Source organism: Pseudomonas sp. MC6 (assembly GCF_054790575.1).
Genome location: NZ_CP186504.1, coordinates 6,220,566 through 6,245,190 on the forward strand (window position 1 = coordinate 6,220,566; position 24,625 = coordinate 6,245,190).

A 24,625-nucleotide genomic window follows, 5' to 3' on the forward strand; every position below is an offset into this window, starting at 1 on the left:
GACCCTGCCTCAGTCTGTGGTCGCCAATGCCGGTGCGGGCGATGGGGCTGGTGGGTGTGAGTGCCGGTGAAACAGCCGCTCGAGCCACAAGTATATGACTGGAGTGGTAAACAACGTCAGCATCTGGCTGACCAGCAAACCGCCCACCACCGCGATCCCCAGCGGCTGGCGCAACTCGGCGCCGGTGCCGTAACCGAGCATCAGCGGCAGGGCGCCGAGCAGGGCGGCGAGGGTGGTCATGATGATCGGCCGGAATCGCGTGATGCACGCCTCGAAAATCGCATCCTGCGGCGACAGGCCTCGGTGTCGTTGGGCTTCGAGGGCGAAGTCGATCATCAGGATGCCGTTCTTCTTGACGATACCGATCAGCAACACCAGACCGATCAGCGCCATGATCGAAAAGTCCTGGCCGCAGATCCACAGCATGATCACCGCGCCCAAACCCGCCGCCGGCAGCGTCGAGATGATCGTCAGCGGGTGCACGAAGCTTTCATAAAGCACACCGAGAATGATGTACACCGCCACCAGCGCCGCGAGAATCAGCCACGGCTGACTGGCCAGCGAACTCTGGAACGCCTGCGCCGCGCCCTGGAAATTGCCGCTGATCGCGGTGGGCATGCCGATCTCGGCCTTGGCCTGATTGAGCAGAATTACCGCATCACCCAACGCCACGCCGGGCGCCAGATTGAACGACAGGTTGGCGGCCGGGAACATGCCATCGTGGGCAATCGACAACGGGCCAATAGTCGGCGCATCGAACTTGGCCAGCGCCGACAGCGGCACCATCTCGCCACTCAGCGGCGAGCGCAGGTAAAAGTAGTTGAGGCTTTCGGCCTTGCCGCGTTGTTTGGTGTCCAGCTCCAGAATCACGTTGTACTGGTTGACCTGGGTCTGGAATTCATTGATCTGCCGTTGACCGAAGGCGTCGTACAGCGCCTCGTCGACATCGCTGGCGGTCAGGCCAAAACGCGCGGCGGCGCTGCGGTCGATGCTGATGTGGGTGATGCTGCCGCCCAGTTGCAGGTCGTTGGAAATGTCGCGGAACGCTGGGTTGCTGCGCAGTTTTTCGGTGAGGCGTTGCGTCCATGTCGCGAGGGTTGCGCCGTCGTTACTCTTGAGCACGTATTGATACTGCGCGCGGCTCGGGCCGGAGCTGAGGTTGATGTCCTGGCCGGCGCGCAGATAGAGGACGATGCCGGGGACTTTCATCAGTTGCGGACGGATGCGGTCGATGAACTGGCTGGCGCTGACATCACGGTCGCCGCGTTTTTTCAGGGCGATCCAGAAGCGGCCGTTGGCGATGGTCTGGTTGCTGCCGGAGACACCGACCGAATGGGAGAACGCCTGCACGGCCGGATCGGCAGCGACGATTTCGGCCATGGCCAAGTGTTTTTTCACCATGTCGCCGTAGGAAATATCCGCAGCGGCTTCGGTGGTGCCGAGGACGAAACCGGTGTCCTGCACCGGGAAGAAGCCCTTGGGGATAAAGATGTAACCGCCGATGGCCAGCGCCAGTGATAAACCGAACACGCCAATCATCAGTTTCTGATGGGCGAGGGCGCGGCGCAGACCTTTCTCGTACCAGCCGAGTAGGCGTTCGCTGAAGCCCGGTTTGGCGTGGGCGTGGTGCACCGGTTTGCGCATGAACAGCGCTGCCAGCGTCGGCGCGAGGGTCAGCGACACCACCACGGAAATCATGATGGTCGAGGTCGCGGTCAGGGCGAACTCCTTGAACAGCCGCCCGACCACACCGCCCATGAACAGCAGCGGAATAAACGCCGCCACCAGCGAGAAACTGATCGAAACCACCGTGAAGCCGATCTCGCCGGCGCCCTTGATCGCCGCTTCGCGCATATCGTCGCCGGCCTCCAGATGCCGGTGGATGTTTTCCACCACCACAATTGCATCGTCGACGACGAAGCCGACCGCGACGACGATCGCCACCAGCGTCAGGTTGTTCAGGCTGAAACCGAGGATATACATCAGCGCGAAACTGGCGATCAACGACACGCCGAGTACCGCCGACACAATCAGGGTCGCCGACAATTGGCGCAGGAACAGCGCCATCACCGCGACCACCAACATGATCGCGATCAATAGGGTGATCTCGACCTCATGCAGCGAGGCACGAATGGTTTGGGTGCGGTCGATCAGGGTTTTCACTTGCACCGAGGCCGGCAGCATTGCTTCGAGGCCGGGCAGGGCGGCTTGAATGCGGTCGACGGTTTCGACGATGTTGGCGCCGGGCTGGCGCGAGATCACCAGATTCACCCCCGGTTGATCACCGGCCCACGCTTGCACGTAGGCATCTTCCGAACCGTTGACGACTTTGGCGACATCGCGCAGGTGAACCGGGGCGCCATCCTTGTAGGAAACGATGAGTTGGCTGTAGTCCTCGGGGTGGAACAACTGGTCGTTGGTCGACAGCGTCGAGATGCTCGATTCGCCGTACAGCGCACCTTTGGCGAGGTTGAGGCTGGTCTGCTGGATCGCCAGACGAATGTCGGCGAGGGTCAGGCCGATCGCCGCCAGTTTGTCTGCCGAGGCTTGTACGCGGATCGCCGGACGTTGCTGACCGGTGATGTTGATTTGTCCTACTCCATCGATCTGACTGATCTGACGCGAGAGCAGGGTTTCCACCAGGTCGCTGAGTTCGGTGCCGGGCATTTGCGTCGAGCTGACGCTGAGGATCAGCACCGGGCTGTCGGCCGGGTTGACTTTCTTCCAAGTCGGTAGGGTCGGCATGTCCTTGGGCAGTTTGCCGGCGGCGGTGTTGATGGCGGCTTGGACTTCCTGGGCGGCGGTGTCGATGCTTTTATCGAGGGTGAATTGCAGGGTCAAAAGGCTGGAGCCCAAGGCACTGCTGGAGGTCATCTGGGTCATGCCGGGGATGGCACTGAATTGCACCTCCAGCGGCGTGGCCACGGACGAGGCCATGGTGTCGGGGCTGGCGCCTGGCAACTGCGCGGACACCTGAATTGTCGGAAATTCCGCTTCCGGCAGTGGGGCAATCGGCAAGCGCGGGAAGGCAATCAAACCGACCAGCACCAGAGCGATGGTCAGCAGGATTGTGGCGACCGGGTGATCGATGCACCACGTCGAAACGCCTTTGTGTGCCTTCATGGTTTCGGCTCCGCTTGCACCACCTGCGCCGGCTCAGTCATGACTTGCACGGTCGAGCCGGGTTTGAGCCGCGACTGGCCGTCGGTGACCAGCACGTCACCGGCCTTCACACCTTTGATGATGTCCTGGCCGCTGCCTTGGTAAACCATCTGCACTTGCACGGCTTCGACCTTGTCGCCGTTCACGCGGTAAACGAAGTGTTGGTCGAGGCCACGTTGTACGACGGTGGGCGGAACCACCAGCGCATCTTTGTCGAGGGCTGTCTGAATTTTTACCGTGACCAGCAGGCCGGGCCAGAGCTTCTGGCTGGCGTTGGCGAATTCGGCTTTGGCACGGATGGTGCCGGTGTTGGCGGTGATCTGGTTGTCGATCAGGGTCAGGTGACCTTCGCCGAGCAGGTTGCCGGTTTCACCGTCGGTGTCGGCGCCGATGTACGCCTTGACCTGTGCGCGCTGTGGATCGTTGATCAGGCCTTGCAGGGTCGGCAGCATTTGCTGGGGCAGGGAAAATTCGACGGCAATCGGGTCGATCTGGGTGACGGTGAACAGGCCGGCGGTGTCGGTCATGCGCAGGAAGTTGCCTTCGTCGACGGTGCGAATACCGACGCGGCCGGTGACCGGGGAGCGGATCTGCGTGTAGGAAAGTTGTACTTGTGCGGAATCGATGGAGGCCTGGTTGCCTTGGGCGGTGGCCTTCAATTGGTTGACCAGGGCTTGTTGCTGGTCGTAGGTCTGTTTCGAGATGCCGTCGTCGACGGTGAGCAGTTTGTAGCGTTTGAGGTTGACCAGGGCGACTTGCAGTTGCGCCTGGCTTTCGCCCAGTTGCGCGCGGGCCTGGTCGAGGCTGGCGCGGATTGAGCGGTCGTCGATGGTGGCCAGCAGGTCGCCGGCTTTGACGAGCTGGCCTTCTTTGACGAGGATTTTGGTGAGGATGCCGTCTATTTGTGGGCGCACTACGACGCTGTGTAATGAGAGTACGGAGCCGATGCCGCTGGTGTAGCGGGGGACGTCTTTTGCGCTGACCGCTATGACTCGCACGGGGATTGCGGTGGGGGTGGCGAGTTTGGTTGGGGCGGGTTTCAGGGCGTACCACAGACCTGCGCCTGCGAGGACGATCAATAGGGTGGCGAGCAGGGCTTTGTTCTTTTGGATTCGCATGCGGGGTGGGCGCCGGACGGAGTTTGGGCAGGGTTAGGGTCTTTATAAACTTGTTTGGGGGTCAGGAGGGTGACGGCTAGCTGTCGGCGCTGTCAGTTTCGCTGTGTACATATCCGTTGCTGCGGTAACGGCGGCTTAGGGTTTCGCCCTTACGGCGACTCACTTTTTTACAAGCGCCTAAAAAAGTAAGCAAAAAACGCTTGCTCCTACGTACGGCCCGCTCGCTGGGGCTCGGGGTTCCTTCGCTCCGGGATCAATCCGGGCGCAGCGCCTACGGTTTGCTTCGCTGCACCTCCTCTCGCTGTGTTTGGCTGCGCCAAACGGTCGCTGCGCTCCCACGCCCGGATCAATCCCTCCACTCAGCCTTCCGACGTCGCCCCTGGATCAAGATCAAGAGCAGGCGAGCTGACACTCGGCCTATTGAGTGGTGAAGAGCATGGCGCGCACGGCTTTGGTTTTTGTGGTGCTCTTGCCCCTCACCCCAGCCCTCTCCCGAGGGAGAGGGGGCCGATTTGTGTGCTTTTCAAAGCCTGAGTTCAACGCGGTATTGCACGTCGGCGTATCTCACGCAAACACCACGGTCAGTTCCCTCTCCCTCTGGGAGAGGGCTAGGGTGAGGGGCTTTTGATCTGTTTCAGAATCTGGGTTCGACTCGGTATTTCAAGTCGGCGTAGCTCTCCCAAACACCTCGGTCAGTCCCCTCTCCCTACGGGCGGTCCGACGTTTCGGGAGGGCCAGGGTGAGGGGCTTTTGATCTGTTTCAGAATCTGAGCTCGACTCGGTATTTCACGTCGGCGTACTTCTCGCAAACTACTCGGTCAGTCCCCTCTCCCTCTGGGAGAGGGCTAGGGTGAGGGTTGGCTTTTGGCTGTTTAAATTTGTGTCAAATAACCAGAACCTTCCCACAAGGTTTTCAGGTTGTCCGTCGGACGTGCGCTCTCTAGTCTTTGGTTGTCGCCGAAAACTCGGCGATCGGGTGTGAGAACCCTGAAAAATTAGTGATTCAGTCCATCAGTCCGCATAATTGCTGGCGGCTTGTCCGCTGCTTGCAAGTGCTTCATGGCGGCTATGTGCGGGCAGACTTCGGTCTGGCCGGTTTCCTATTTTTCCGGTTTCTCACCCCGCACATAGCTGCCACCCACTTCGCCGCGTGAGAAACGGCAAGGGATGGCTCCCATTTGCAAAATAGGGTTTCCAATGACTAAGCCAGTTCCAGATCCACCCATCGATCCCACAACCCCACTCGAAGACGCCATCCGCGCCGACGACCAGATCAAAACCCGCGAAGCCATCAAACGCGCGCTCGATTTCTACCTCTGCCCCGAACCGGTCAAACCGCGTCAGCCCAGTACGATGTTCCTCATCCATCCGAACATCGACACCGAAAGCCTGCTGGCCCACGCCTGCGAATCGCTGGCTTCAGCCAATGTCATGGCCGGTGATCTGGCTGATCAGCTCAGTCGCCCGCAGCGCAGCACGGCGCTGGCGATCCAGCAGATCGTCATGCTCGCCGAACTTGCGGTAAACCGGGCGCTGGATCGGGTTGATCCTCAGGGTTGAACACCGCTTCATCGTTCATCGCCAGCAGGCTGGCTCCCACAGTTAAAACGCATTCCAATTGTAGAAGTGAGCCTGCTCGCGATGGCGGTATAACGGTCCCAAAAAGGGACCGATCAGTCCCAATCAGGGACTTATTTACCCACTACGCTTCTCAATATCCGTCCCTGCACGCGGATAAACATTGTGTAGCCCGGGTTCTCTGGGCCGCTCACCCCGGGAGTGTCTTGAAATGAAGCTGAAAACCGCTCTGCCATCTGTGCTCCTCTTGCTTCCACTCACTACGTTTGCAGCGCCTGCCAGTCAATCCGGCGAGATCCGCTTCGCCGGGAAAATCGTTGACTCGGGTTGTCAGGTCGGACCAGTCGGGGCGTTTGCGTCTCGTGAGTCTCGCCAGATCGAAATCAAGCCGGTGTGAAAGTCGATGTCGACACCGATCGCAACGCTTGCAGTCATCAGTCGCTGCCGATTTCCATGCGCTACGAAGCACTCAAGACCTCGACTGACAAAGGCATCGTCACCATCACCTACCTGTAAACCGTTCGGCGTGCGCTGCAAATCTTCAGGTGCCCAACCTTGGCGCACAGGTATACTGCGCGCCTTCGCGGCTCACTGATCGGGCCCGACTTTTTGCTTTCCGGAGCTTTTATGACTTCCCCGACCCTGCCGCCGGTTGACGACGCTGCTAGCGATGTCCCGGCTGAACTGGCCGACACCAGCGATACCAAAGCCGATATCCCGGCGTTCAAATTTCCGTTCAAACCGGGCGAACTGGCTTCTGCCAAAGGCTCGAACCAGCCGTGGTACAAGAACGGCGCCAAGAACGGCCACACCAAGACCCCGGGCATGGCGCCGCCGGGCACCCGTCGTTCGATGGGTAAGCGCTGAGTTTTAATCCTGCCTGCGCTCAACGCGGCGATTGATACTGCCTGTGCCGGACCTTTCGCTGGCTTGCCAGCGATGAGGCCCGGGCGGACGCTGAAGAAACTGGATCAAGCCGCCCGCAGCGAAATAAACGCATACGTCTGCGCGGGTTCAGTCACCACCTGCGCTCCGGCCGCCAACACTTGCCCGGCCACATCATCTCCGGACACATGAAACACCCATTCACTCGGAGCAGTTGCCAGCGGTTGCGCGGTAACCTGATCAATCACCGCAGCAAACGCCTCCATGTTCGGCAAGTACGCAGTAAACCCGTCTCCTTTCAGCGCTGTGGTACGAATCCCCAGCATCGCGCAGATCGCGTCCTTGATGCCGATATCATCTCGATCCGCCTGACGCGAGCGCTGAATCAACTCCACCAGTTCCTGATCCACCAACTCACCGCCAGCAATCAACACCGGCCCCTGTTGCCAGGACTCCGGCGGACAATCCTTGGCGGCCGGGTTGAGCGGTATATGCGGATTGATTTCCGCCGGATAGATGCGACACACCAACGGCCGCCGCTCGTAGATCCGGCACAGTTTGTCTTCGTCAAGATTCCGGCAGGGGCCGACGTTGTAAGCGGCGAAGGTGATCGCCACATGGGCGTCCGTTGCGCCGCTGCGAACGACCACTGAGCGCCGTTCGGCATGTTCACGCTGCTGCGCCGGTAAACCCAGGCCATTACCAAGAAAGGCCTCGACCAACACGATCACCTGACCGCCATCCGCCGCCCACATGCGGGCTTCGGCCAGGGTCAGCGGGACATGGTGATCGGTGCAGCATTTGCCGCAGCCTACGCAGGAAAACGTCGTATTCATTGAGCGATCTGTCTTCAATCAGGGTGTGAAACGGTGGCGGAAAACCACCGCACAGGCGCGGATCGAAGCAAGTTATGCGCCATTCACTGGGTTTTGCCGGTCGGACGGATCGAGTCCCACTCGGTGACGAAAGCAGTTTTCGATTTTTTGTTGTACAGGCACAGCTCGGCGCCTTGCTGGCCTTTCATGTGTTTTTGCGGGTATTGGCCTTGCAGCAGAATGGCGGTGTAGCCGACACGGTCATCGAATTGTGCGGGCGTGCCGACGGGTTTGGCGTTTTTCAGGCCGCTGGCTTTGGTGCAACTGGCGAGCACGGTTTTGTCGTAGGCGGCCCAGGCGTCGGGGCTGGAGGCGTGGGCTTGGGAGGTGAGGGCGGTGAGGCAGAGCAGGCTTGCGGTGAGGGTTTTCATGGTGGGCGTCCTTGGTCGTGGGTGGCCAAGGTTGGAGTGTGCCGGGGGTGAAAAGTTGTCTGGGGTGGCCCCATCGCGAGCAGGCTCACTCCTACATTTTGGAATGCATTCCCCTGTAGGAGTGAGCCTGCTCGCGATGACGGACTTTCAGTCCGGCACCAACTCCCGCCGGACCACATACATCCCGGCACTTTCATACAAGCGCTGCGCCCGCCGGTTGTCTTCCAGCACCTTCAGATCAACAAACCCTTCGCGGCGTTGCTGAAACACCTTGAATGCATTGAGCAGCAACGCCCGGCCCAGTCCGCGGCCCTGCATGCGCGGATGCACCACCAGATTCTTGATATAGGCGCTGGTCCAGCATTGCGCCACACCGACCACGCCTTCGCCATCACGGGCAATTAAACACAGCGTCGGATCATATTCAGGATCGGTCTCGAACTGTTGCTGCCAAGCGTCCAGTGCTGGTACCCGGCCGCCGCCTTCGTGATAACCGAGTTGCATCAAATGATGCACGTCCGCCGCCATTCCGACGGAGTACGTGCACAGTTCAATGTCTTGTGGCCAAGGTGCATCCGGCGCGTCCTTACCGAGGTCGCGCCGCATCAAAAAACAGTACGTCTCAGCCAAGACTCAGTGCCCGTGTGCCGCGACGTGTTTGGCCGCTTCGATCAGGCAGTGGGTCAGTTCCGGCGAGGAGAACTTGGTCAGTACGCCATTCGCCCCGGCCAGACGCGCTTTCTCGCTGTTCATCGCGCTGTCGAGCGAGGTGTGCAGCAGCACGTACAGATGGGCGAAGTCCGGGGTCTCGCGCAAAGTGCGGGTGAAGGCGTAGCCGTCCATCTCGGACATTTCGATGTCGGAGACAATCAGGTTGATTTGTTGCGCCGTGCCTTGCAGGTCGAGCAGGCAGTCGATGGCTTCCTTGGCACTGCGTGCGGTGTGGCATTGCAGGCCGAGGTTGCGCAGTGTGTGCACCGATTGCTGCAGCGCCACCTGGCTGTCGTCGACCACCAGAATCCGCGCGTTGCCGAGCACATCAGCGTCTTCCATGCTCAGGTCGGTCGGGGCCATTTCGATCTGCGCCGGGGCGATGCTGTGGATAACTTTTTCGATATCCAGCACCTGCACCAGTGTGCCGTCCACCGAGGTCACGCCGGTGATGTAGGCGCGCGAACCGCCGGAGCCGAACGGCGGCGGTTTGATGTCGGTGGTCAGGCAGTGGACGATTTTGCTCACCGCTTGTACGTGCAGGCCCTGCTTGGAGCGGCTGACGTCGGTGACGATCAGGCAGCCGCCGTTGGGATCTTCCAGCGGGCGCTCGCCGATGGCGCGGCTGAGGTCGATGACCGACAGCGAGGCGCCGCGCAACGTGGCGATACCTTTCACGTGCGGGTGCGACTCCGGCAGTTTGGTCAGCGGCGGGCAGGGGATGATTTCACTGACTTTCAGCAGGTTGATCGCCATCAACTTGCCGCTGCGCAAGGTAAACAGCAGAAGCGAAAGTGAGTCTGCGCGGGCTTTGGTGGAGGACATATGAACCTTCTGTGGAAAGGTGGTGGGCGAGGGTGCAAATCGCCAGAAACTATTGATGCCGGGTTATCGGCGTTAAAGGGGTGGGCTTTAGGTTAGTTGTCGGATGGCGTGCAGATCAAAAGCCAAAGCCCCTCATCGGAACGCCGCCCGCCCAGCCCTCTCCCGGAGGGAGAGGGGGCCGATTGGGGGATATTGTAGTAATTCACCGATCTGAACCTGCTCTGCTGAATCCATAATCGACTCGATGTTTCAGGTCGGCGTATTACGCAAAACACCTCGGTCAGTCCCCTCTCCCTCAGGGAGAGGGCTAGGGTGAGGGTGTGCTTTTAGCTCTTCATCCCGAGCCGTTTGGCCATCCGCCCAAGATTCGCCCGATCCAGCCCCAACTCCCGCGCCGCACTCGCCCAGTTATCCTGATTACGCTCCAGCGCCGCACTGATCAAGCGCCGCTGATACTGCTCGGTCGCACTGCGCAAATCCCCGCTGATCAACGGCATCTCAGCCACGACACCGGCAACAGCCTCAACCGAGTTATCCACAACCTCGCGCGGCAAATCCAGATCCGCCGCGCTCAGGCTGAGTATCTTCGGCCGCACCTTGCAGTTGCCCAGCGCCTTCAGCGCACTGCGCCCGATCAAGTGCTCCAGCTCGCGCACGTTGCCCGGCCAAGTGTAGGCGAGCAGTGCTTCCTGGGCGTCGCTGTTCAGGCGCAGGCTGTTGAGGCCCATGCGCGAGCGATTCTGTTCGAGGAAGAAACCACTGAGCAGCAACACATCGCGGCCGCGATCACGCAGCGCCGGCACGCGCAACGGGTAGACGCTGAGGCGATGGTAGAAGTCGGCACGATAGCGACCGCTGCGCACTTCTTCGGCGAGGTCGCGGTTGGTCGCGGCAATCAGGCGCACATCGACCTGATGCTCCTTGTCCGACCCCAACCGTTGCAACTGGCCGCTCTGCAAGACGCGCAGCAATTTCGCCTGCACGGTTAGCGACAACTCACCAACCTCATCGAGAAACAGCGTGCCGCCATTGGCCAGTTCGAACTTGCCACGCCGGTCGCTGGTGGCGCCGGTGAAGGCGCCGCGCACGTGGCCGAACAGTTCGCTTTCGACCAGCGTATCCGGCAGCGCGGCGCAGTTGAGGCTGATGATCGGTTTGTCGGCGCGCGGTGAGGCGGCGTGAATGGCTTGGGCGACCAGCTCTTTGCCAACGCCGGTTTCGCCGGTGATCAACACGGTCAGATCGCTGCCGCCGACCAGATTGATCTCTTCCACTAACTTCTTCAGCGCCTTGCTCTGACCGATCATTTCGCGATTCTGCTGGCCGCTCGCCTGACGATAAACCTCGGCGCGCTGATGTTCGTCTTCTGCGCGATTGGCCAGGCGTTGAATACGTTCGGCGGCATTGACCGTGGCCGAGGCCAGGCTGGCGAAGGCTTGCAAGGCATCGAGTTCGATCGGCTCGAACCGCTCGGGATCGAGAGCGTCGAGGGTAATCAGGCCCCAGAGTTTTTCATCGACGAATAAAGGACAGCCGAGGCAATCGTGGACTTCGAGGTGTTCGTCGAGGCCATCGACCAAGCCGTCATAAGGATCGGGCAAGTCGCTGTCGGCGGCGAATCGCGTGGGTCCGGCACCGCTCAAGAGTATTTCAAAGCGAGGGTGTTCGCTGACCTTGAAGCGCCGGCCGAGGGTGTCGGTGCTTAAACCGTCCACCGCCAGCGGCACCAGCGCTTCGCCGTCGAGGCACAACAATGCAGCGGCATCGCAGGGCAGCAAGGCGCGCATGGCTTCCAGTAAACGTCGATAACGCTCGCCCTCGGGCAGTTCGCGGGACAGGTCGGAGACGAGTGGCAGTAGGGCGGTGAGCAGGGATTTGGCGGTCATGGTCTTGTAGTCAAAGAGACAAGATGTAGTCCGGATGACTATAAGGGGCTTTGAGTCTTTATGACTACGATATTTTCAAGCTATTGATTTATATGGATAAATAAGTTGGCACGGAACCTGATAACCCTAAGGTAACTTTTCAAGAAAGCTCAGGAGTCATTCTTATGCTTAGCGTCCAGGATCGTGCCATCGTCAAATCAACCGTGCCTCTGTTGGAAAGCGGCGGTGAAGCGCTGATCACTCACTTCTACCGCATGATGCTCTCTGAATACCCTGAGGTCCGCCCGCTGTTCAACCAGGCGCACCAGGCCAGCGGCGATCAGCCTCGCGCCTTGGCCAACGGCGTATTGATGTATGCGCGGCACATCGATCAGCTCGACCAGTTGGGCGATCTGGTGGCGAAGATCATCAACAAGCACGTGGCCCTGCAGATCCTCCCGGAACACTACCCGATTGTCGGCGCCTGTTTGCTGCGCGCCATCTCCGAAGTGCTCGGCGAAGAGATCGCCACGCCAGAAGTGATGAGCGCCTGGGGCGCGGCGTACGGCCAATTGGCGGACATTCTGATCGGCGCCGAAACCGCCATCTACGACCAGAAAGAACAAGCCGTTGGCGGCTGGCGCGGTGCACGTGAGTTTATCGTCGCGGCCAAGGTTGAGGAGAGTGCAGAAATCATCTCCTTCTACTTCGAGCCTGCTGACAAAGGCCCGATCCTCGCGGCCGAACCGGGTCAGTACATCGGCATGAAGCTGATCCTCGACGGCGAAGAAATCCGCCGCAACTACTCGCTGTCGGCACTGGCGAACAACGGTCAGTACCGCATCAGCGTCAAACGCGAACCGGGTGGTCGTGCGTCCAATCACTTGCACGATCAACTGCAGGTCGGCGCGAGCATTCAACTGTTTCCACCCTCGGGCGAGTTCACCTTGACCGCGAGCGATAAGCCGTTGGTGTTGATCAGCGGCGGCGTCGGCATCACGCCAACTCTGGCGATGCTTGAAGCCGCGCTGGAAACCAAGCGTCCGGTGCACTTTATCCACTGCGCGCGTAACGGCAGCGTGCATGCGTTCCGTGACTGGATTGATGATTTGGCTGCGCGTCATCCGCAACTCAAGCGTTTTTACTGCTACGCCGAAGATGACGGTGTCAGCCCGGCGGCGGACAAGGTCGGGATGCTGGATCAGGCACTGCTGGGCGAGTGGTTGCCGGCTCAGCGTGATGTCGACGCTTACTTCCTTGGACCGAAGGGTTTCATGGGTGCGATCAAGCGCCATCTGAAAGCGTTGGGTGTGCCGGAGAAGCAGAGTCGTTATGAGTTCTTCGGGCCGGCTTCGGCTCTGGAATAATCCTTAAGACTGAGTCGCCTTCATCGCGAGCAGGCTCACTCCTACAGGGGCTGTGGCGTACATGAGAATGGTGTACGACGCAGATCCCTTGTAGGAGTGAGCCTGCTCGCGATGGCCGTTACAGGATTCAGATTCTTGAAAAGTGTTTAAAGGTTAATCGTTTCTTAACCGCTTTATCGTTTATTCCCCCGGTGTAGACTTGCGACAACCTTCAGCCGCGAGCCGGTTGAACCATGGACATTAAAGGGAAACGCGATGAGCGAGGAAACGATTCGGTTGGGCCGTGAGCGGCGCTTTCTGGTGCTGTTGGGCATCATCTGCCTGGCACTGATCGGCGGTGCGCTGTACATGCAGATCGTGCTCGGCGAAGCACCGTGCCCACTGTGCATTTTGCAGCGCTATGCGTTGCTGCTGATCGCGCTTTTCGCGTTTATCGGCGCGGCGATGCGCAGCCGTCGCAGCATCACCGTGTTTGAAGTACTGGTGGTGATTTGCGCGCTTGCCGGGGCGGCTGTGGCTGGGCATCACGTGTACACCCAGTTCTATCCGGCCGTTAGCTGCGGCATCGATGTGCTGCAGCCGATTGTCGATGATCTGCCGCTGGCGAAGATCTTCCCGCTGGGCTTCCAGGTCGACGGTTTCTGCTCGACGCCGTACCCGCCGATCCTCGGTCTGTCGCTGGCACAGTGGGCGCTGGTGGCGTTCGTGCTGGTGGTGATCCTGGTGCCGCTGCTGACCTCGCGTAATCGAAAAGCACTGCGCTGAGTCAACTATTCGGCTGTCTGGCCGATACAGAAAACGCCTCGATTTGCGTATCAGCTTATCGGGGCGTTTTGCATTTCAGAGTGTTTGTGAAAACACCGTGACGGACGGCAAGGGAGGGTGTGGCAAGTGTGCGACATGTTGTCACACGCGCCGCGTCGCAGGGCTCTTGGGGGACGCGGAATCGGCCGCTGTTACAAAAAAGGATTGGTCTGTTTCGGGGTTTTTCGGCTTTAGCACGCGAGTGCCAGAGCAGGCAGTTTTAACAAGCGCTGGCATGTGGCCAAAAGCCTTGGGTTATCGGGGCTTGCGCTGTTCGAGCCTTCGGAAAAAGCCTTCAGAGCTGTCTGAACTGACGCGGGTACACCTACAATTTTTGGCGTTTTTGTTGAGAATTGATTTCGATAAGATGCGGAACTTTTGCAAAAATGGCGATGGATTGTTGCTCGAACGGATAAAAATTATTTCGGGATAAGACATGGTGTATAGGGCGCTACCTATCTACAATCGCCCGCACTGAATTCCCGGCACTGTTCAGCCTTTATTAAGGAACGCTTTTTTAAGGCGCTGCGCAGAAAGTCGGGTGTCGAGTGAGTCGCAAGGCTTTCAAGACACCCAGGTGTCGGTGCCTTCCAACTTTCCGCACCAAATGGAATTGGTCTGTAACAAGGCCTTTGACCACGAATTCGAATAAGAACTGACCGCTGTCCCAGGTTTTGTCGAGCGTCTGACGCGCGACGGGCGGCCCTTATTCAATCCAAAGAAAATGCCAACCCTTGGCAGGGTGAAGTGTTGGCGATCAAAACCCAACTGCATTGCGCAAGCTGCTTTAGAGGTCGTGAGATGAGTAAAAACAGGTACCCCAGATTACTAGGCCTAGTGCCGCTGCTCGGCACGTTGTTGCTGGGAGGCTGCAACATGACCTTGCTCAATCCAACGGGCCAGGTTGGCCTGGAACAGCGAAACCTGATCATCACCGCGACCCTGCTGATGCTGTTGGTCGTCGTGCCGGTTATCGTCATGACCTTCCTGTTCGCCTGGAAGTACCGCGCGTCGAACAAGAATGCCGTCTACACCCCGAAATGGTCGCACTCGACCAAGATCGAAGTGGCAGTCTGGACCATCCCGGTCCTGATCATCATTGCCCTGGGTTACATCACCTACATTTCGACCCACGAACTGGACCCGTATCGTCCGATCCAGTCCGACGTCAAGCCAGTGACCATCGAAGTGGTCGCGCTGGACTGGAAGTGGCTGTTCATCTACCCGGAACAAGGCATTGCCACGGTCAACAAGATCGTGTTCCCGGCACACACGCCAATCAACTTCAAGATCACCTCTGACGCTGTGATGAACTCGTTCTTCATCCCGGGTCTGGGCGGCCAGATCTACGCGATGGCGGGCATGCAGACCAAGCTGCACCTGATCGCTGACCGCAACGCTGAGATGGACGGTATCTCCGCCAACTACAGCGGCGCGGGTTTCACCGGTATGAAATTCAAGGCTATCTCCACCACTCAGGAAGATTTCGACGCCTGGGTAAGTGAAGTCAAGAAGTCACCTAAACAGCTTGATCAAGCTGAATACGCGGCCCTTGCCAAACCGAGCCAGAACAACCCAGTCGAGCTCTACTCCTCGGTCACGCCGAACCAGTTCCAGATCATCGTCGACAAGTACGAAGGTATGAAGCCGGGCAAGCCGCTGAAGCACGAGAAGAAAGAGAAAGAAGTGGCGGCCACGGAAATTGACTCGAGTTCGCATTCAGCTGCCGGGGCAGAGGAGTAAACGATGTTTGGTAAATTAAGTTGGGAAGCAGTCCCATTCCACGAGCCGATCGTGATGGTGACCATCGCCATGATCGCCCTCGGTGGTCTGGCGCTGTTCGCTGCAATCACCTACTTCAAGAAGTGGACCTACTTGTGGACCGAGTGGTTGACCTCGGTCGACCACAAGAAAATCGGCGTGATGTACATCATCGTCGCCATGGTCATGCTGCTGCGCGGTTTTGCCGACGCCATCATGATGCGTACCCAGTTGGCCATGGCCACCGAGGGTTCGCCTGGCTACCTGCCACCTGAACACTATGACCAGATCTTCACCGCTCACGGTGTGATCATGATCATCTTCATGGCGATGCCATTCTTCACCGGCCTGATGAACCTTGCAGTGCCGCTGCAGATCGGCGCGCGTGACGTTGCGTTCCCGTTCCTGAACTCCCTGAGCTTCTGGCTGCTGGTATCCGGCGTAGTGCTGATCAACCTGTCCCTGGGCGTCGGCGAATTCGCCAAGACCGGTTGGGTTGCCTATCCACCATTGTCGGGTCTGCAATACAGCCCTGGCGTGGGCATGGACTACTACATCTGGGCGCTACAGCTATCCGGGTTAGGTACGACGCTGACGGGGGTTAACTTCCTCGCGACCGTACTGAAAATGCGTACCCCTGGCATGAAACTGATGGACATGCCGATCTTCACCTGGACCTGCACCTGGGCAAACGTTCTGATCGTGGCTTCGTTCCCGATCCTGACCGCTACCTTGGCACTGCTGACCCTTGACCGTTACATGGATTTCCACATTTTCACCAATGAACTTGGTGGCAATCCAATGATGTACGTCAACCTGTTCTGGGCGTGGGGCCACCCTGAGGTTTACATCCTGATCCTGCCGGCATTCGGCATCTTCTCGGAAGTGATCTCGGCGTTCACCGGCAAGAAACTGTTCGGCCACCACTCGATGATCTACGCTTCGGGCGCGATCTCGGTACTGGGCTTCATGGTTTGGCTGCACCACTTCTTCACCATGGGTTCGGGTGCCAGCGTCAACGCCTTCTTCGGTCTGGCGACGATGCTGATTTCCATCCCGACGGGTGTGAAGCTATTCAACTGGCTGTTCACCATCTACCAGGGCCGTCTGCGCTTCACCAGCCAGGTTCTGTGGACCCTGGGCTTCATGGTGACCTTCGCCATCGGCGGCATGACCGGCGTACTGCTGGCCATCCCGGGTGCTGACTTCGTTCTGCACAACAGCCTGTTCGTGATCGCGCACTTCCACAACGTGATCATCGGCGGTGCGGTATTCGGTTACATCGCTGGTTTCGCGTTCTACTTCCCGAAAGCGTTCGGCTTCAAGCTGCACGAAGGCTGGGGTAAAGCAGCGTTCTGGTTCTGGATCTCGGGCTTCTTCGTCGCGTTCATGCCGCTCTATGCACTGGGCTTCATGGGCATGACCCGTCGTCTGAACGCCACCACCAACCCTGAGTGGGTACCGTACCTGTACGTTGCCATGTTCGGTGCGGTGATGATCGCTGTGGGTATTGCCTGCCAGCTGATCCAGCTCTATGTGAGCGTGCGTGACCGTAACAAGCCAGAGAACGTTTGCGATCACGGTGACCCGTGGAATGCACACACTCTGGAATGGTCGACCTCGTCGCCACCGCCGTTCTACAACTTTGCCGTGCTGCCTAAGGCTGACTGCATCGACCCGTTCACTGAAGCCAAGGAAAACGGTACTGCGTACCAGCGTCCGGCCAAGTACGAGCCGATCCACATGCCGAACAACACCGCCACTGGCGTGGTGATGGGCGCACTGTTGACCGTCTTCGGTTTCGCGATGATCTGGCACATCTGGTGGTTGGCGATCGCCAGCCTGGCCGGCACCGTCATCTACTTCGTGATCCACGCTGCACGTGACGACCAGGGCTATATGGTTCCGGTTGAAACGATCGAGCGTATCGAAGCCGAGCAGCACAAGCGTCTGGTTGCGGCAGGGAAAATCCCGGCCGGTGCCACCCGTGTTGAAACCTCGTTGGAACAGGCTTAAACCATGTCGAACTTAGTGACCAATGTTGGACACGCCCATGGTGACCATGGGCACGATGACCATCACCACGACTCGGGCGAGATGACCGTATACGGTTTCTGGCTCTACCTGATGACCGACTGCATTCTGTTTGCGTCGATCTTCGCGGTGTACGCAGTACTGGTAAACAACGTTGCCGGTGGCCCAGCGGGCCACGACATCTTCGAACTGCCATACGTGCTGGGCGAAACCGCTCTGCTGTTGTTCAGTTCGATCACCTACGGCTTCGCCATGCTGGCGTTGTTCAAAGGCAAGAAGCAGCAGGTTCTGGGTTGGTTGTTCATGACCTTCCTGCTCGGCGCAGGCTTTATCGCCATGGAGATCAACGAGTTCCACCTGCTGATCTCCGAGGGCTTCGGTCCTAGCCGTTCGGGCTTCCTGTCCGCGTTCTTCACCCTGGTTGGTACCCACGGTCTGCACGTTTCGGCGGGTCTGATCTGGATGGGCATCATGATGTACCAGGTCAACAAGCACGGCCTGACGGCGACCAACAAGACCCGTCTGAGCTGCCTGAGCCTGTTCTGGCACTTCCTGGACGTGGTGTGGATCTGCGTATTCACCGTTGTTTACCTGATGGGGACTCTGTAATGGCTAATGCACACTCCCATGACAGCCATGATGCTGGCCACGGCAGCGTAAAGTCGTACGCCATTGGCTTCATCCTGTCGGTGATCCTGACCGTCATCCCATTCGGTCTGGTGATGTATCCGAGCCTGCCGAAAGCCACCACGCTGGCAATCGTTCTGCTGTTCGCAGTGATCCAGGTGATTGTTCACCTGTATTACTTCCTGCACCTGGACCGTTCCATTGCTCAGCGTAACAACGTGATTGCATTCGTCTTTACGGCGATCGTGATCGTGCTGCTGGTTGGCCTGTCGTTGTGGATCATGTTCAGCATCCACACCTACATGATGGCGAAGTGAGGTAAGACCCGATGTCGCTCAAGCACTTTATCCAAATCACCAAACCGGGGATCATTTTCGGTAACGTGCTTTCTGTGGCAGGCGGGTTTTTCCTGGCCTCGAAAGGGCATGTGGATCTGGCGGTGTTTCTGGCTGCCATGATCGGTACATCCCTGGTTGTCGCCTCCGGTTGCGTGTTCAACAACTGCATCGACCGCGACATCGACCTGAAGATGGAACGCACCAAGAACCGGGTGCTGGTGCAGGGCTTGATCTCCCTGAAACTGGCCCTGGTCTACGCGACCATCCTTGGTGTTCTCGGCGTTGCATTGTTGTACAAGGTGGCCAACCCATTGGCCGCTTTGTTCGCGGTGATCGGCTTCATCATCTACGTCGGCTTCTACAGCCTGTACCTAAAGCGCAAGTCGGTTCACGGCACGCTGGTGGGCAGTCTGTCGGGCGCCATGCCGCCAGTGATCGGTTACGTTGCCGTAACCAACAGCTTCGACATGGCCGCGCTGACGTTGCTGGTGATGTTCAGCCTGTGGCAGATGCCGCATTCCTACGCCATCGCGATCTTCCGCTTCAACGATTACCTGGCCGCATCGATTCCGGTGTTGCCAGTGAAGCGCGGGATTCAAGTGGCCAAGAAGCACATCCTGCTCTACATCCTGGCGTTCCTTGTAGCGACCTTGATGTTGACCTTCAGCGGTTACGCCGGCATGAGCTACCTCGCCGTCGCCGCGGCCATGGGCATGTACTGGTTGTACATGGCCTGGACCGGCTACAAAGCGGTGGATGATACGGTCTGGGCACGCAAGCTGTTCGTGTTCTCGATCTTCACCATCACTGCGTTGAGCGTCATGATGTCCCTGGACTTCAAGGTGCCCGCAGAGCTGCTGCTGACGTACGCGCCGTAAGGCTCAAAGGCTTGAAGAAAAACCCCGCACATTGAGAGATGTGCGGGGTTTTTTGTTGCCTGGCGTAAAGCCCCTCATCGGAACGCCGCCCGCCCAGCCCTCTCCCAGAGGGAGAGGGGGCCGACCGAGTTGTCTGGAGTCCACCGCCGACCTGCAAAGTCGTGGCGATTATGGATTCGGTAAAGTGCGTTCAGGTCGGTGTACGTCGTCAATATACTGCGTTCGGTTCCCTCTCCCTATGGGAGAGGGCTAGGGTGAGGGTTGCGAGTGGAGTTCAAAACCCCTAGATTTGGATCCAACCCCGACAGTGATAGCACCAAGCCATTTTTTCGGTGTTTTACTGCCGTGATTCGAGCTTCTTCATGCACTGATCATAAGGCTGGGCGAAATGACTGAGAGGATGACCTGCGACGAGCGTTTTATTGCCCTGGCCCAAGAGCTGAACTACGACATTTATGGTGAGAACACTGCTGGTGGCAATTACGCGCCGCTGATCCGTCATCATGATGAGCTGTACATCAGCGGTATGGTGCCACGCACTCACGGCAAGATTCAGTACCCCGGTCGGGTTGGGTTGGAGTTGACCCTCAAGGATGCCCAAGCCGCTGCGAGCATCAGTGCGATGCGTTGTCTGGCGCTGATCGTCGATGCTGTGGGTTCGCTGGACAAGATCAAGGCGTTGTTGCGGGTGACTGTGTATGTGAAGTCGACGCCGGACTTCGTTGACCTGAGTGAAGTGGCCAACGGTGCGTCGGACGTGTTCAGTCATGTGCTTGGCGATGCCGGTCGGCACACGCGCACCACAGTGGGGGTGTATCAGTTGCCGAAGAATGCGGCGATTGAGGTGGACATGATTGTAGCGTTGCACCCTTCGGCTTAAGTGTGGTTTAGCGGCTTGCCCTCACCCTAGCCCTCTCCCGGAAGGAGAGGGGACTGACCGAGGTGTCTTCCGCTATACGTCGACCTGACAGAGCGAGGCGATTGTGGATTCGGCACAGCACTTTCATTTCGGTGTACTTCTACAATATCCCCAAATCGGCTCCCTCTCCCTCGGGAGAGGGCTGGGGTGAGGGGCCTCGGTTTAGGCCATCTCACCCATCTCAAGCCGAAAACCAAAAAGCCCCGCCTGAATCCCAGTGCGGGGCTTTTTAATTTAGCGGCTGCGCTATTACTGCGCGGCGATGCTATATCCATCAAACGCAGTCTGCTGTTGCAGCGCGGTGATGATGTTCTTGCGGTTCACTGCCTGCTCGGTACCAGCGTTGTCGACGAAGACTTCGCTTTCCAGCTCCGCTTCTTCGCCTTCACCAACGAAGGTGAAACCGAGGAACTCCAGCGCTGCACGGTCAACGTTCAGGCGCGAGCGCGGCGTGCGCAGTGGCAAGGTCACGCTGATGCCGTCCTTGCTGATGGTGAAGATTTCGACTTCTTTCTTCTTCGCAGCCTTGCTCTTGCCGCCGCTCGGGTTGCTGATCGCCTGATGGGTCTGGTTCAGCACTTTCAGCGCGAGGCCGTAAACGATTTCCTGGAACGCCGGATCGTCCTTGAAGCTGGACAGGATGCGGCCGATCGAGAACTTGCTGCTGAGGTCGTCAAGCGCAGCGAGGTCGGCGGCTTCGGCATCTTTCAGCGCCTTGAGTTTGCCCATCAGTTCGTAGGCCTTGTCATCATCGAAGCTGTCGTGAGCCTGACGGATCGCCGCGCGCAGCTCGCGGATCTGGTCGCTTTCGCGGGTCGACTGGAACGCGTCCAGGACCATCTCGCTGATGATTTTGGCTTGTGGCAGGTGTTGTGAAAGATTGATGGAGTTTTCGTATTCCGCTTTGGACGATTCGGTGACTACGGATTCAGCGGTGTTGAAATCGGACATTGAAATTTCACTACTTTTTAACTTGAGTGGAGATGAGAAAACCAAGGGCTTTTTCAGGTCGACTAATTTAGGCGAGCGGGGCGGCGTTGTCACGGAGCAACGGGCCGGCGGTCTCAACTATTTGCCTGGGCTGTGCAAATTCATTGAACGCATCATCCATTGTTCGGCGCTTTGCTGATCTGTTGATAGCGAGAAGCGGAACGTCGCGCCACGCCCGCTCATGTCCAGTGACTGTATATCGCGCCCATGTAATTGCAGGATACGGTGCACGATACGCAGCCCCTCAGGAAAAACCGGTGTTGGTGAAAAGCGGTTCCTGAATCATTGGGCGCCCAATGGCGGGCGTTGAGCCTGAAGGGTGCGCAGCAAACGGTAATATTTCAGTGAGCGAGCGCTAATCAGACCACTGATAAAGCCTGATGCTGCGGCTTTGAACAGCAACATATCCGGGGCGGCAGCGCGCTCTGGGTGCACGTCATCCTGATAACCGAAGTAGTAGTTCACTGCAAAAAAAAGCAGGAGCAGAATCAGCGCTTTCCAAGTGCCCGGCACGATCAACCCGGTTTCCGGATCATCAAGATTTATCCCCTTGTTGGGGAAAATCAGCCATGCCGACAGAGCGCCCAGTAACAAAGCAATGAGCCAGCCGCTGAGGCTCAAGCCTGGATCAACCGTCAGGTTCAACGACAACAGCGACCAGCCCAACAACACCAGCGGGGTCGACAGCAGGGAAAACCGGCTTTCATGTTGGGGTTTGCGGGCCTTGAGGCCGAAATACACCAGAACCAGAAAAACCACATAAACCCACAAGGGAGTATTTTGAAGAGTGACGAGCATCGCACAGCGTCCATGCTGGAAAGAGAAGCTGATCATAGCCGTTGCCAGAGCGCATACCTGTTATTTCAATCGAGGTCGCTCCATGGCGATCACCGACGTCTCAAAACCCAGGCGGGCAAAAAAGGCTTCGGCGCCTTCTCTTCCTGCGCGCAGTACCCAGGTGATATCGGGGTTATCGCCCATGACATGCTCAACCAGTCTGCGGCCAGTGCCTGTGGGTCGATACTCGCCATCGACTACGACCATCGACAGGTAACCGTTGGACAAGCCATCGGTTATGCCTCGGGCAAAGCCAACGATCTGCGCGCCGAGCAGGGCAATCGCCGTGCGTTGCGAGTGTTCGATGAGTTGTGCGAAATGTTCGCTGGAACCGGTACGGTGCCCCCAGCCATGTTGGTCGAGGAACAGCCGTACCGACTCCACTTCGTCAGATAGCAGGTCGCGTACGGTCAGGTTGTTGTTCATCTTCGCTTCGACTCCTTGTCAGTAATTCTTCGAGACATTGTCCATGTCGCTCGTTTTCAGGATCTGCCCCACGTCTGCATCGCGAATTCGACGAAGCGGCGCAGCTTCGGTAAACGATAGCGATCCGGAGCATAAAGCAAATGCAAGGGACGGCTTGGAGGTTGATAGTCGGGAACGACGGTCACCAGTTTGCCATCGCGCAGATCCTGTTCCACCAGCGCATCGGGCAGCATCACTATGCCCATGCCGGTGCGTGCGGCCTGATGCAATCCGGCGGAAGTGTTCATCAGCATCGGCCCGCTGACGTCGACGAGAATTTCTCCCTCTGGGCCGCTGAGACGCCAGCGTTTTTCCACCGATTGCCAATCGTCACCGGCAGGGTAGGCGAACGACAGGCAGTCGTGTTGTTGCAAATCTTCAGGGGTGTGCGGCATGCCGCGCCGGGCCACGTATTGCGGGGACGCGCACACAGTCAGTGTGTAATCGATCAGGGGGCGGGCGATCAGATTCGACTCCTCGAAATGCCCCAGCCGAAACGCCACGTCCAGACCACTTTCCAGCAGGTCGGGGCGGCTGTTGGTCAGCACCACGTCCATTTTGACCTGGGGATATTGCAGGGAAAATTCGCTGAGCGCCGGTGCCAGGCGCTCTACGCCGAAGGTCAGTGGAGCGGTAATCCGCAGCAGGCCACGCGGCTCATCCAGTGCTTGTTCCGCCAGCCGTTCGGAGTCGGCCACCAGTCCCAAGACATCCAGACAACGCAGGTAGTAAACGCTGCCGAATTCGGTGAGGCGTTGACGTCGAGTCGTGCGCTGCAACAGTTGGACACCGAGCCGCTGCTCCAGCGCGCGCAGATGATTGCCGACCATGGTCGTTGACATATCGCACTGCAACGCGGCCGCCGTCATGCTCCCGGCTTCGACTACTTTGACGTACACGCTCATCGCCTGGAACAAGTCCATTATCAAGCTCAGCTTTTAAATGAATGAAGTTTTAACGAGTTTATCCAGTTTCGCTGGCTAACCATACTGGCAGCACACCGACCTTCGCTGGAGTTTGAAGTCATGACCGCCGCCCTGATGAACACCTACCAACCACTGGCCTTGAGCTTTACCAAAGGCCTCGGCACCCGCCTGTGGGATCAGACCGGCCGTGAGTATCTCGACGCGGTGGCCGGTGTCGCGGTGACCAATGTCGGCCACTCGCACCCGCGGATTGTTTCGGCGATCAGCGAGCAGGCGGGATTACTGCTGCACACCTCGAATCTGTACAGCATCGACTGGCAGCAACAACTCGCCAAACGGCTAACCGAGCTGTCGGGGATGGAGCGGGCGTTCTTCAATAACTCTGGCGCCGAGGCCAATGAAACGGCGCTGAAACTGGCGCGTTTATACGGCTGGCGCAAGGGCATCGAACAGCCGCTGGTGGTGGTCATGGCCAACGCGTTCCATGGCCGCACACTCGGTACCTTGTCGGCCAGTGATGGTCCGGCGGTGCGCTTGGGTTTCAACGAATTGCCGGGGGATTTCCTCAAAGTGCCATTTGGTGATCTCGCGGCGCTCGAGCAGGCGCAGAGAAAGCACGGCGAGCGCATCGTCGCGATTCTCGTAGAGCCAATTCAAGGCGAAAGTGGCGTGCAACTGGCGCCGCCCGATTATCTGAAGGGTCTGCGTGATTTGTGCGATCGCCATGCGTGGCTACTGATGCTCGATGAAATCCAGACCGGCATCGGCCGCACCGGGCGTTGGTTCGCGTTTCAACATGAAGGCATCGTCCCGGATGTCATGACCCTGGCAAAAGGGCTGGGCAACGGCGTGCCGATAGGTGCGTGCCTGGCCCGGGGCAGGGCGGCGGATCTGTTTACGCCCGGCAGCCATGGCAGCACCTTCGGCGGCAATCCGCTGGCGTGTCGGGTCGGTTGCACGGTGCTGGACATCATCGAAGAACAGGGCCTGCTGGAAAACGCCCGGATTCAGGGGGAACGGCTATTAACTCGCCTGCGCGCAGAGCTGGCGGACAATCCCAACGTGCTGGCGATTCGTGGTCAGGGTTTGATGATCGGTATCGAGCTGAAACAACCGGTGCGTGATCTGACCCTGATCGCGGCGCGGGATCATGGACTGTTGATCAACGTCACGCGTGGCAAAACGATACGTCTGCTGCCACCGTTGACGATTGATGAGCGTGAGGTGGAGATGATTGTCAGAGGTGTGGGGCGAGCACTGATCGCGCATTGATGGCTTGTAAGTAGCAC

General features: G+C 58.6%; 24 protein-coding genes and 1 pseudogene. 13 read left to right on the forward strand and 12 right to left on the reverse strand.

From position 1 onward, the window contains the following. Positions 1-9: 9 nt before the first annotated feature. The gene (locus ACOYXE_RS28035) at positions 10-3,123 is read right to left on the reverse strand and encodes a multidrug efflux RND transporter permease subunit (protein ID WP_460927068.1); all 3,114 of its coding nucleotides are present in this window, start codon (positions 3,121-3,123) and stop codon (positions 10-12) included. Then, on the reverse strand, positions 3,120-4,280 hold the full coding sequence (locus ACOYXE_RS28040) for an efflux RND transporter periplasmic adaptor subunit (protein WP_460927070.1): 1,161 nt from the start codon (positions 4,278-4,280) through the stop codon (positions 3,120-3,122). Before ACOYXE_RS28040 ends, ACOYXE_RS28035 begins: the two co-directional genes overlap by 4 nt. 1,197 nt (positions 4,281-5,477) lie before the next feature. Between ACOYXE_RS28040 and ACOYXE_RS28045 the strand changes: the two genes are divergently transcribed. From ACOYXE_RS28045 to ACOYXE_RS28060, 4 genes are all read left to right on the forward strand, one after another. Further along, on the forward strand, positions 5,478-5,840 hold the full coding sequence (locus ACOYXE_RS28045; RefSeq protein ID WP_093430677.1) for a DUF6124 family protein: 363 nt from the start codon (positions 5,478-5,480) through the stop codon (positions 5,838-5,840). Positions 5,841-6,069: 229 nt separating this feature from the next. Beyond that, the gene (locus ACOYXE_RS28050) at positions 6,070-6,255 is read left to right on the forward strand and encodes a hypothetical protein (protein ID WP_460927072.1); all 186 of its coding nucleotides are present in this window, start codon (positions 6,070-6,072) and stop codon (positions 6,253-6,255) included. After that, on the forward strand, positions 6,252-6,374 hold the full coding sequence (locus tag ACOYXE_RS28055; RefSeq protein WP_275113757.1) for a hypothetical protein: 123 nt from the start codon (positions 6,252-6,254) through the stop codon (positions 6,372-6,374). The genes ACOYXE_RS28050 and ACOYXE_RS28055 overlap by 4 nt, the downstream gene beginning before the upstream one ends. Before the next feature lie 111 nt (positions 6,375-6,485). Next, positions 6,486-6,725: a hypothetical protein gene (locus ACOYXE_RS28060; protein ID WP_405122897.1), complete on the forward strand. Its 240-nt coding sequence runs from the start codon at positions 6,486-6,488 to the stop codon at positions 6,723-6,725. Between the two features lie 104 nt (positions 6,726-6,829). On the opposite strand, the gene ACOYXE_RS28065 is transcribed toward ACOYXE_RS28060, so the two are convergent. The 5 genes from ACOYXE_RS28065 to norR all read right to left on the reverse strand — a co-directional run bounded on the left by ACOYXE_RS28065 (position 6,830) and on the right by norR (position 11,411). Further along, on the reverse strand, positions 6,830-7,579 hold the full coding sequence (locus ACOYXE_RS28065) for a YkgJ family cysteine cluster protein (RefSeq protein WP_405122898.1): 750 nt from the start codon (positions 7,577-7,579) through the stop codon (positions 6,830-6,832). 83 nt (positions 7,580-7,662) lie between these two features. Further along, positions 7,663-7,989 carry a hypothetical protein gene (locus ACOYXE_RS28070; protein ID WP_160059338.1) on the reverse strand — a complete coding sequence of 109 codons (327 nt, stop codon included), beginning with the start codon at positions 7,987-7,989 and terminating at the stop codon, positions 7,663-7,665. A 147-nt stretch (positions 7,990-8,136) separates the two neighbouring features. After that, positions 8,137-8,595, reverse strand: coding sequence for a GNAT family N-acetyltransferase (locus ACOYXE_RS28075; RefSeq protein WP_160059337.1), 459 nt, complete (start codon positions 8,593-8,595; stop codon positions 8,137-8,139). 27 nt (positions 8,596-8,622) lie between these two features. Then, the gene (locus ACOYXE_RS28080) at positions 8,623-9,525 is read right to left on the reverse strand and encodes a chemotaxis protein CheV (RefSeq protein ID WP_007916955.1); all 903 of its coding nucleotides are present in this window, start codon (positions 9,523-9,525) and stop codon (positions 8,623-8,625) included. A 326-nt stretch (positions 9,526-9,851) separates the two neighbouring features. Further along, positions 9,852-11,411, reverse strand: a complete 1,560-nt coding sequence (norR, locus tag ACOYXE_RS28085; RefSeq protein ID WP_460927076.1) for a nitric oxide reductase transcriptional regulator NorR — start codon at positions 11,409-11,411, stop codon at positions 9,852-9,854. A 164-nt stretch (positions 11,412-11,575) separates the two neighbouring features. On the opposite strand from norR, the gene hmpA reads away from it, so the two are divergent. From hmpA to ACOYXE_RS28125, 8 genes are all read left to right on the forward strand, one after another. Then, positions 11,576-12,757, forward strand: a complete 1,182-nt coding sequence (hmpA, locus tag ACOYXE_RS28090) for an NO-inducible flavohemoprotein (protein WP_460927078.1) — start codon at positions 11,576-11,578, stop codon at positions 12,755-12,757. 255 nt (positions 12,758-13,012) lie between these two features. Next, positions 13,013-13,522, forward strand: coding sequence for a disulfide bond formation protein B (locus ACOYXE_RS28095; RefSeq protein WP_160059334.1), 510 nt, complete (start codon positions 13,013-13,015; stop codon positions 13,520-13,522). 840 nt (positions 13,523-14,362) lie between these two features. After that, positions 14,363-15,304 carry a ubiquinol oxidase subunit II gene (gene cyoA / locus ACOYXE_RS28100; RefSeq protein WP_007916947.1) on the forward strand — a complete coding sequence of 314 codons (942 nt, stop codon included), beginning with the start codon at positions 14,363-14,365 and terminating at the stop codon, positions 15,302-15,304. A 3-nt stretch (positions 15,305-15,307) separates the two neighbouring features. Continuing rightward, the gene (gene cyoB, locus ACOYXE_RS28105; protein WP_007916945.1) at positions 15,308-17,338 is read left to right on the forward strand and encodes a cytochrome o ubiquinol oxidase subunit I; all 2,031 of its coding nucleotides are present in this window, start codon (positions 15,308-15,310) and stop codon (positions 17,336-17,338) included. 3 nt (positions 17,339-17,341) lie between these two features. Beyond that, positions 17,342-17,965, forward strand: a complete 624-nt coding sequence (gene cyoC, locus ACOYXE_RS28110) for a cytochrome o ubiquinol oxidase subunit III (RefSeq protein ID WP_016985612.1) — start codon at positions 17,342-17,344, stop codon at positions 17,963-17,965. Continuing rightward, positions 17,965-18,300, forward strand: coding sequence for a cytochrome o ubiquinol oxidase subunit IV (cyoD, locus tag ACOYXE_RS28115; RefSeq protein ID WP_007916940.1), 336 nt, complete (start codon positions 17,965-17,967; stop codon positions 18,298-18,300). Before cyoC ends, cyoD begins: the two co-directional genes overlap by 1 nt. 11 nt (positions 18,301-18,311) lie before the next feature. Beyond that, positions 18,312-19,199 carry a heme o synthase gene (gene cyoE, locus ACOYXE_RS28120; RefSeq protein ID WP_007916939.1) on the forward strand — a complete coding sequence of 296 codons (888 nt, stop codon included), beginning with the start codon at positions 18,312-18,314 and terminating at the stop codon, positions 19,197-19,199. 388 nt (positions 19,200-19,587) lie between these two features. Continuing rightward, entirely contained in the window at positions 19,588-20,079 is a 492-nt protein-coding gene (locus ACOYXE_RS28125) for a RidA family protein (protein ID WP_034156086.1), read from the forward strand. 288 nt (positions 20,080-20,367) lie between these two features. On the opposite strand, the gene ACOYXE_RS28130 is transcribed toward ACOYXE_RS28125, so the two are convergent. The 5 genes and pseudogenes from ACOYXE_RS28130 to ACOYXE_RS28150 all read right to left on the reverse strand — a co-directional run bounded on the left by ACOYXE_RS28130 (position 20,368) and on the right by ACOYXE_RS28150 (position 23,333). Further along, positions 20,368-21,069 (reverse strand): hypothetical protein, encoded by a 702-nt coding sequence (locus tag ACOYXE_RS28130; RefSeq protein ID WP_460927083.1) that lies wholly within the window; start codon positions 21,067-21,069, stop codon positions 20,368-20,370. Between the two features lie 117 nt (positions 21,070-21,186). Further along, positions 21,187-21,351: pseudogene (locus ACOYXE_RS28135) on the reverse strand (two-component sensor histidine kinase); the annotation flags it as partial. A 39-nt stretch (positions 21,352-21,390) separates the two neighbouring features. Beyond that, positions 21,391-21,906 carry a DUF6622 family protein gene (locus tag ACOYXE_RS28140; protein WP_160059333.1) on the reverse strand — a complete coding sequence of 172 codons (516 nt, stop codon included), beginning with the start codon at positions 21,904-21,906 and terminating at the stop codon, positions 21,391-21,393. Positions 21,907-21,966: 60 nt separating this feature from the next. Next, complete coding sequence (locus ACOYXE_RS28145; protein WP_460927085.1) at positions 21,967-22,371, reverse strand: GNAT family N-acetyltransferase; 405 nt, start codon at positions 22,369-22,371, stop codon at positions 21,967-21,969. A 56-nt stretch (positions 22,372-22,427) separates the two neighbouring features. Beyond that, the gene (locus ACOYXE_RS28150; protein WP_160059331.1) at positions 22,428-23,333 is read right to left on the reverse strand and encodes a LysR family transcriptional regulator; all 906 of its coding nucleotides are present in this window, start codon (positions 23,331-23,333) and stop codon (positions 22,428-22,430) included. Positions 23,334-23,435: 102 nt separating this feature from the next. Between ACOYXE_RS28150 and ACOYXE_RS28155 the strand changes: the two genes are divergently transcribed. Then, positions 23,436-24,608: an acetylornithine/succinylornithine family transaminase gene (locus ACOYXE_RS28155; protein ID WP_460927087.1), complete on the forward strand. Its 1,173-nt coding sequence runs from the start codon at positions 23,436-23,438 to the stop codon at positions 24,606-24,608. The last annotated feature ends 17 nt before the right edge of the window (positions 24,609-24,625 follow it).

What these genes read in the sequence shown, in the direction of transcription:
- ACOYXE_RS28155 (WP_460927087.1), top strand. Translation starts at nt 23,436, where the DNA reads ATGACCGCCGCCCTGATGAACACCTACCAACCACTGGCCTTGAGCTTT.
- ACOYXE_RS28050 (WP_460927072.1), top strand. Translation starts at nt 6,070, where the DNA reads ATGAAGCTGAAAACCGCTCTGCCATCTGTGCTCCTCTTGCTTCCACTC.
- cyoE (WP_007916939.1), top strand. Translation starts at nt 18,312, where the DNA reads ATGTCGCTCAAGCACTTTATCCAAATCACCAAACCGGGGATCATTTTC.
- ACOYXE_RS28065 (WP_405122898.1), bottom strand. Translation starts at nt 7,579, where the DNA reads ATGAATACGACGTTTTCCTGCGTAGGCTGCGGCAAATGCTGCACCGAT.
- cyoB (WP_007916945.1), top strand. Translation starts at nt 15,308, where the DNA reads ATGTTTGGTAAATTAAGTTGGGAAGCAGTCCCATTCCACGAGCCGATC.
- cyoD (WP_007916940.1), top strand. Translation starts at nt 17,965, where the DNA reads ATGGCTAATGCACACTCCCATGACAGCCATGATGCTGGCCACGGCAGC.
- ACOYXE_RS28060 (WP_405122897.1), top strand. Translation starts at nt 6,486, where the DNA reads ATGACTTCCCCGACCCTGCCGCCGGTTGACGACGCTGCTAGCGATGTC.
- ACOYXE_RS28035 (WP_460927068.1), bottom strand. Translation starts at nt 3,123, where the DNA reads ATGAAGGCACACAAAGGCGTTTCGACGTGGTGCATCGATCACCCGGTC.
- ACOYXE_RS28075 (WP_160059337.1), bottom strand. Translation starts at nt 8,595, where the DNA reads ATGCGGCGCGACCTCGGTAAGGACGCGCCGGATGCACCTTGGCCACAA.
- ACOYXE_RS28070 (WP_160059338.1), bottom strand. Translation starts at nt 7,989, where the DNA reads ATGAAAACCCTCACCGCAAGCCTGCTCTGCCTCACCGCCCTCACCTCC.
- hmpA (WP_460927078.1), top strand. Translation starts at nt 11,576, where the DNA reads ATGCTTAGCGTCCAGGATCGTGCCATCGTCAAATCAACCGTGCCTCTG.
- ACOYXE_RS28150 (WP_160059331.1), bottom strand. Translation starts at nt 23,333, where the DNA reads ATGGACTTGTTCCAGGCGATGAGCGTGTACGTCAAAGTAGTCGAAGCC.
- ACOYXE_RS28130 (WP_460927083.1), bottom strand. Translation starts at nt 21,069, where the DNA reads ATGTCCGATTTCAACACCGCTGAATCCGTAGTCACCGAATCGTCCAAA.
- ACOYXE_RS28125 (WP_034156086.1), top strand. Translation starts at nt 19,588, where the DNA reads ATGACTGAGAGGATGACCTGCGACGAGCGTTTTATTGCCCTGGCCCAA.
- ACOYXE_RS28145 (WP_460927085.1), bottom strand. Translation starts at nt 22,371, where the DNA reads ATGAACAACAACCTGACCGTACGCGACCTGCTATCTGACGAAGTGGAG.
- ACOYXE_RS28140 (WP_160059333.1), bottom strand. Translation starts at nt 21,906, where the DNA reads ATGCTCGTCACTCTTCAAAATACTCCCTTGTGGGTTTATGTGGTTTTT.
- ACOYXE_RS28045 (WP_093430677.1), top strand. Translation starts at nt 5,478, where the DNA reads ATGACTAAGCCAGTTCCAGATCCACCCATCGATCCCACAACCCCACTC.
- ACOYXE_RS28080 (WP_007916955.1), bottom strand. Translation starts at nt 9,525, where the DNA reads ATGTCCTCCACCAAAGCCCGCGCAGACTCACTTTCGCTTCTGCTGTTT.
- ACOYXE_RS28040 (WP_460927070.1), bottom strand. Translation starts at nt 4,280, where the DNA reads ATGCGAATCCAAAAGAACAAAGCCCTGCTCGCCACCCTATTGATCGTC.
- ACOYXE_RS28095 (WP_160059334.1), top strand. Translation starts at nt 13,013, where the DNA reads ATGAGCGAGGAAACGATTCGGTTGGGCCGTGAGCGGCGCTTTCTGGTG.
- norR (WP_460927076.1), bottom strand. Translation starts at nt 11,411, where the DNA reads ATGACCGCCAAATCCCTGCTCACCGCCCTACTGCCACTCGTCTCCGAC.
- cyoA (WP_007916947.1), top strand. Translation starts at nt 14,363, where the DNA reads ATGAGTAAAAACAGGTACCCCAGATTACTAGGCCTAGTGCCGCTGCTC.
- cyoC (WP_016985612.1), top strand. Translation starts at nt 17,342, where the DNA reads ATGTCGAACTTAGTGACCAATGTTGGACACGCCCATGGTGACCATGGG.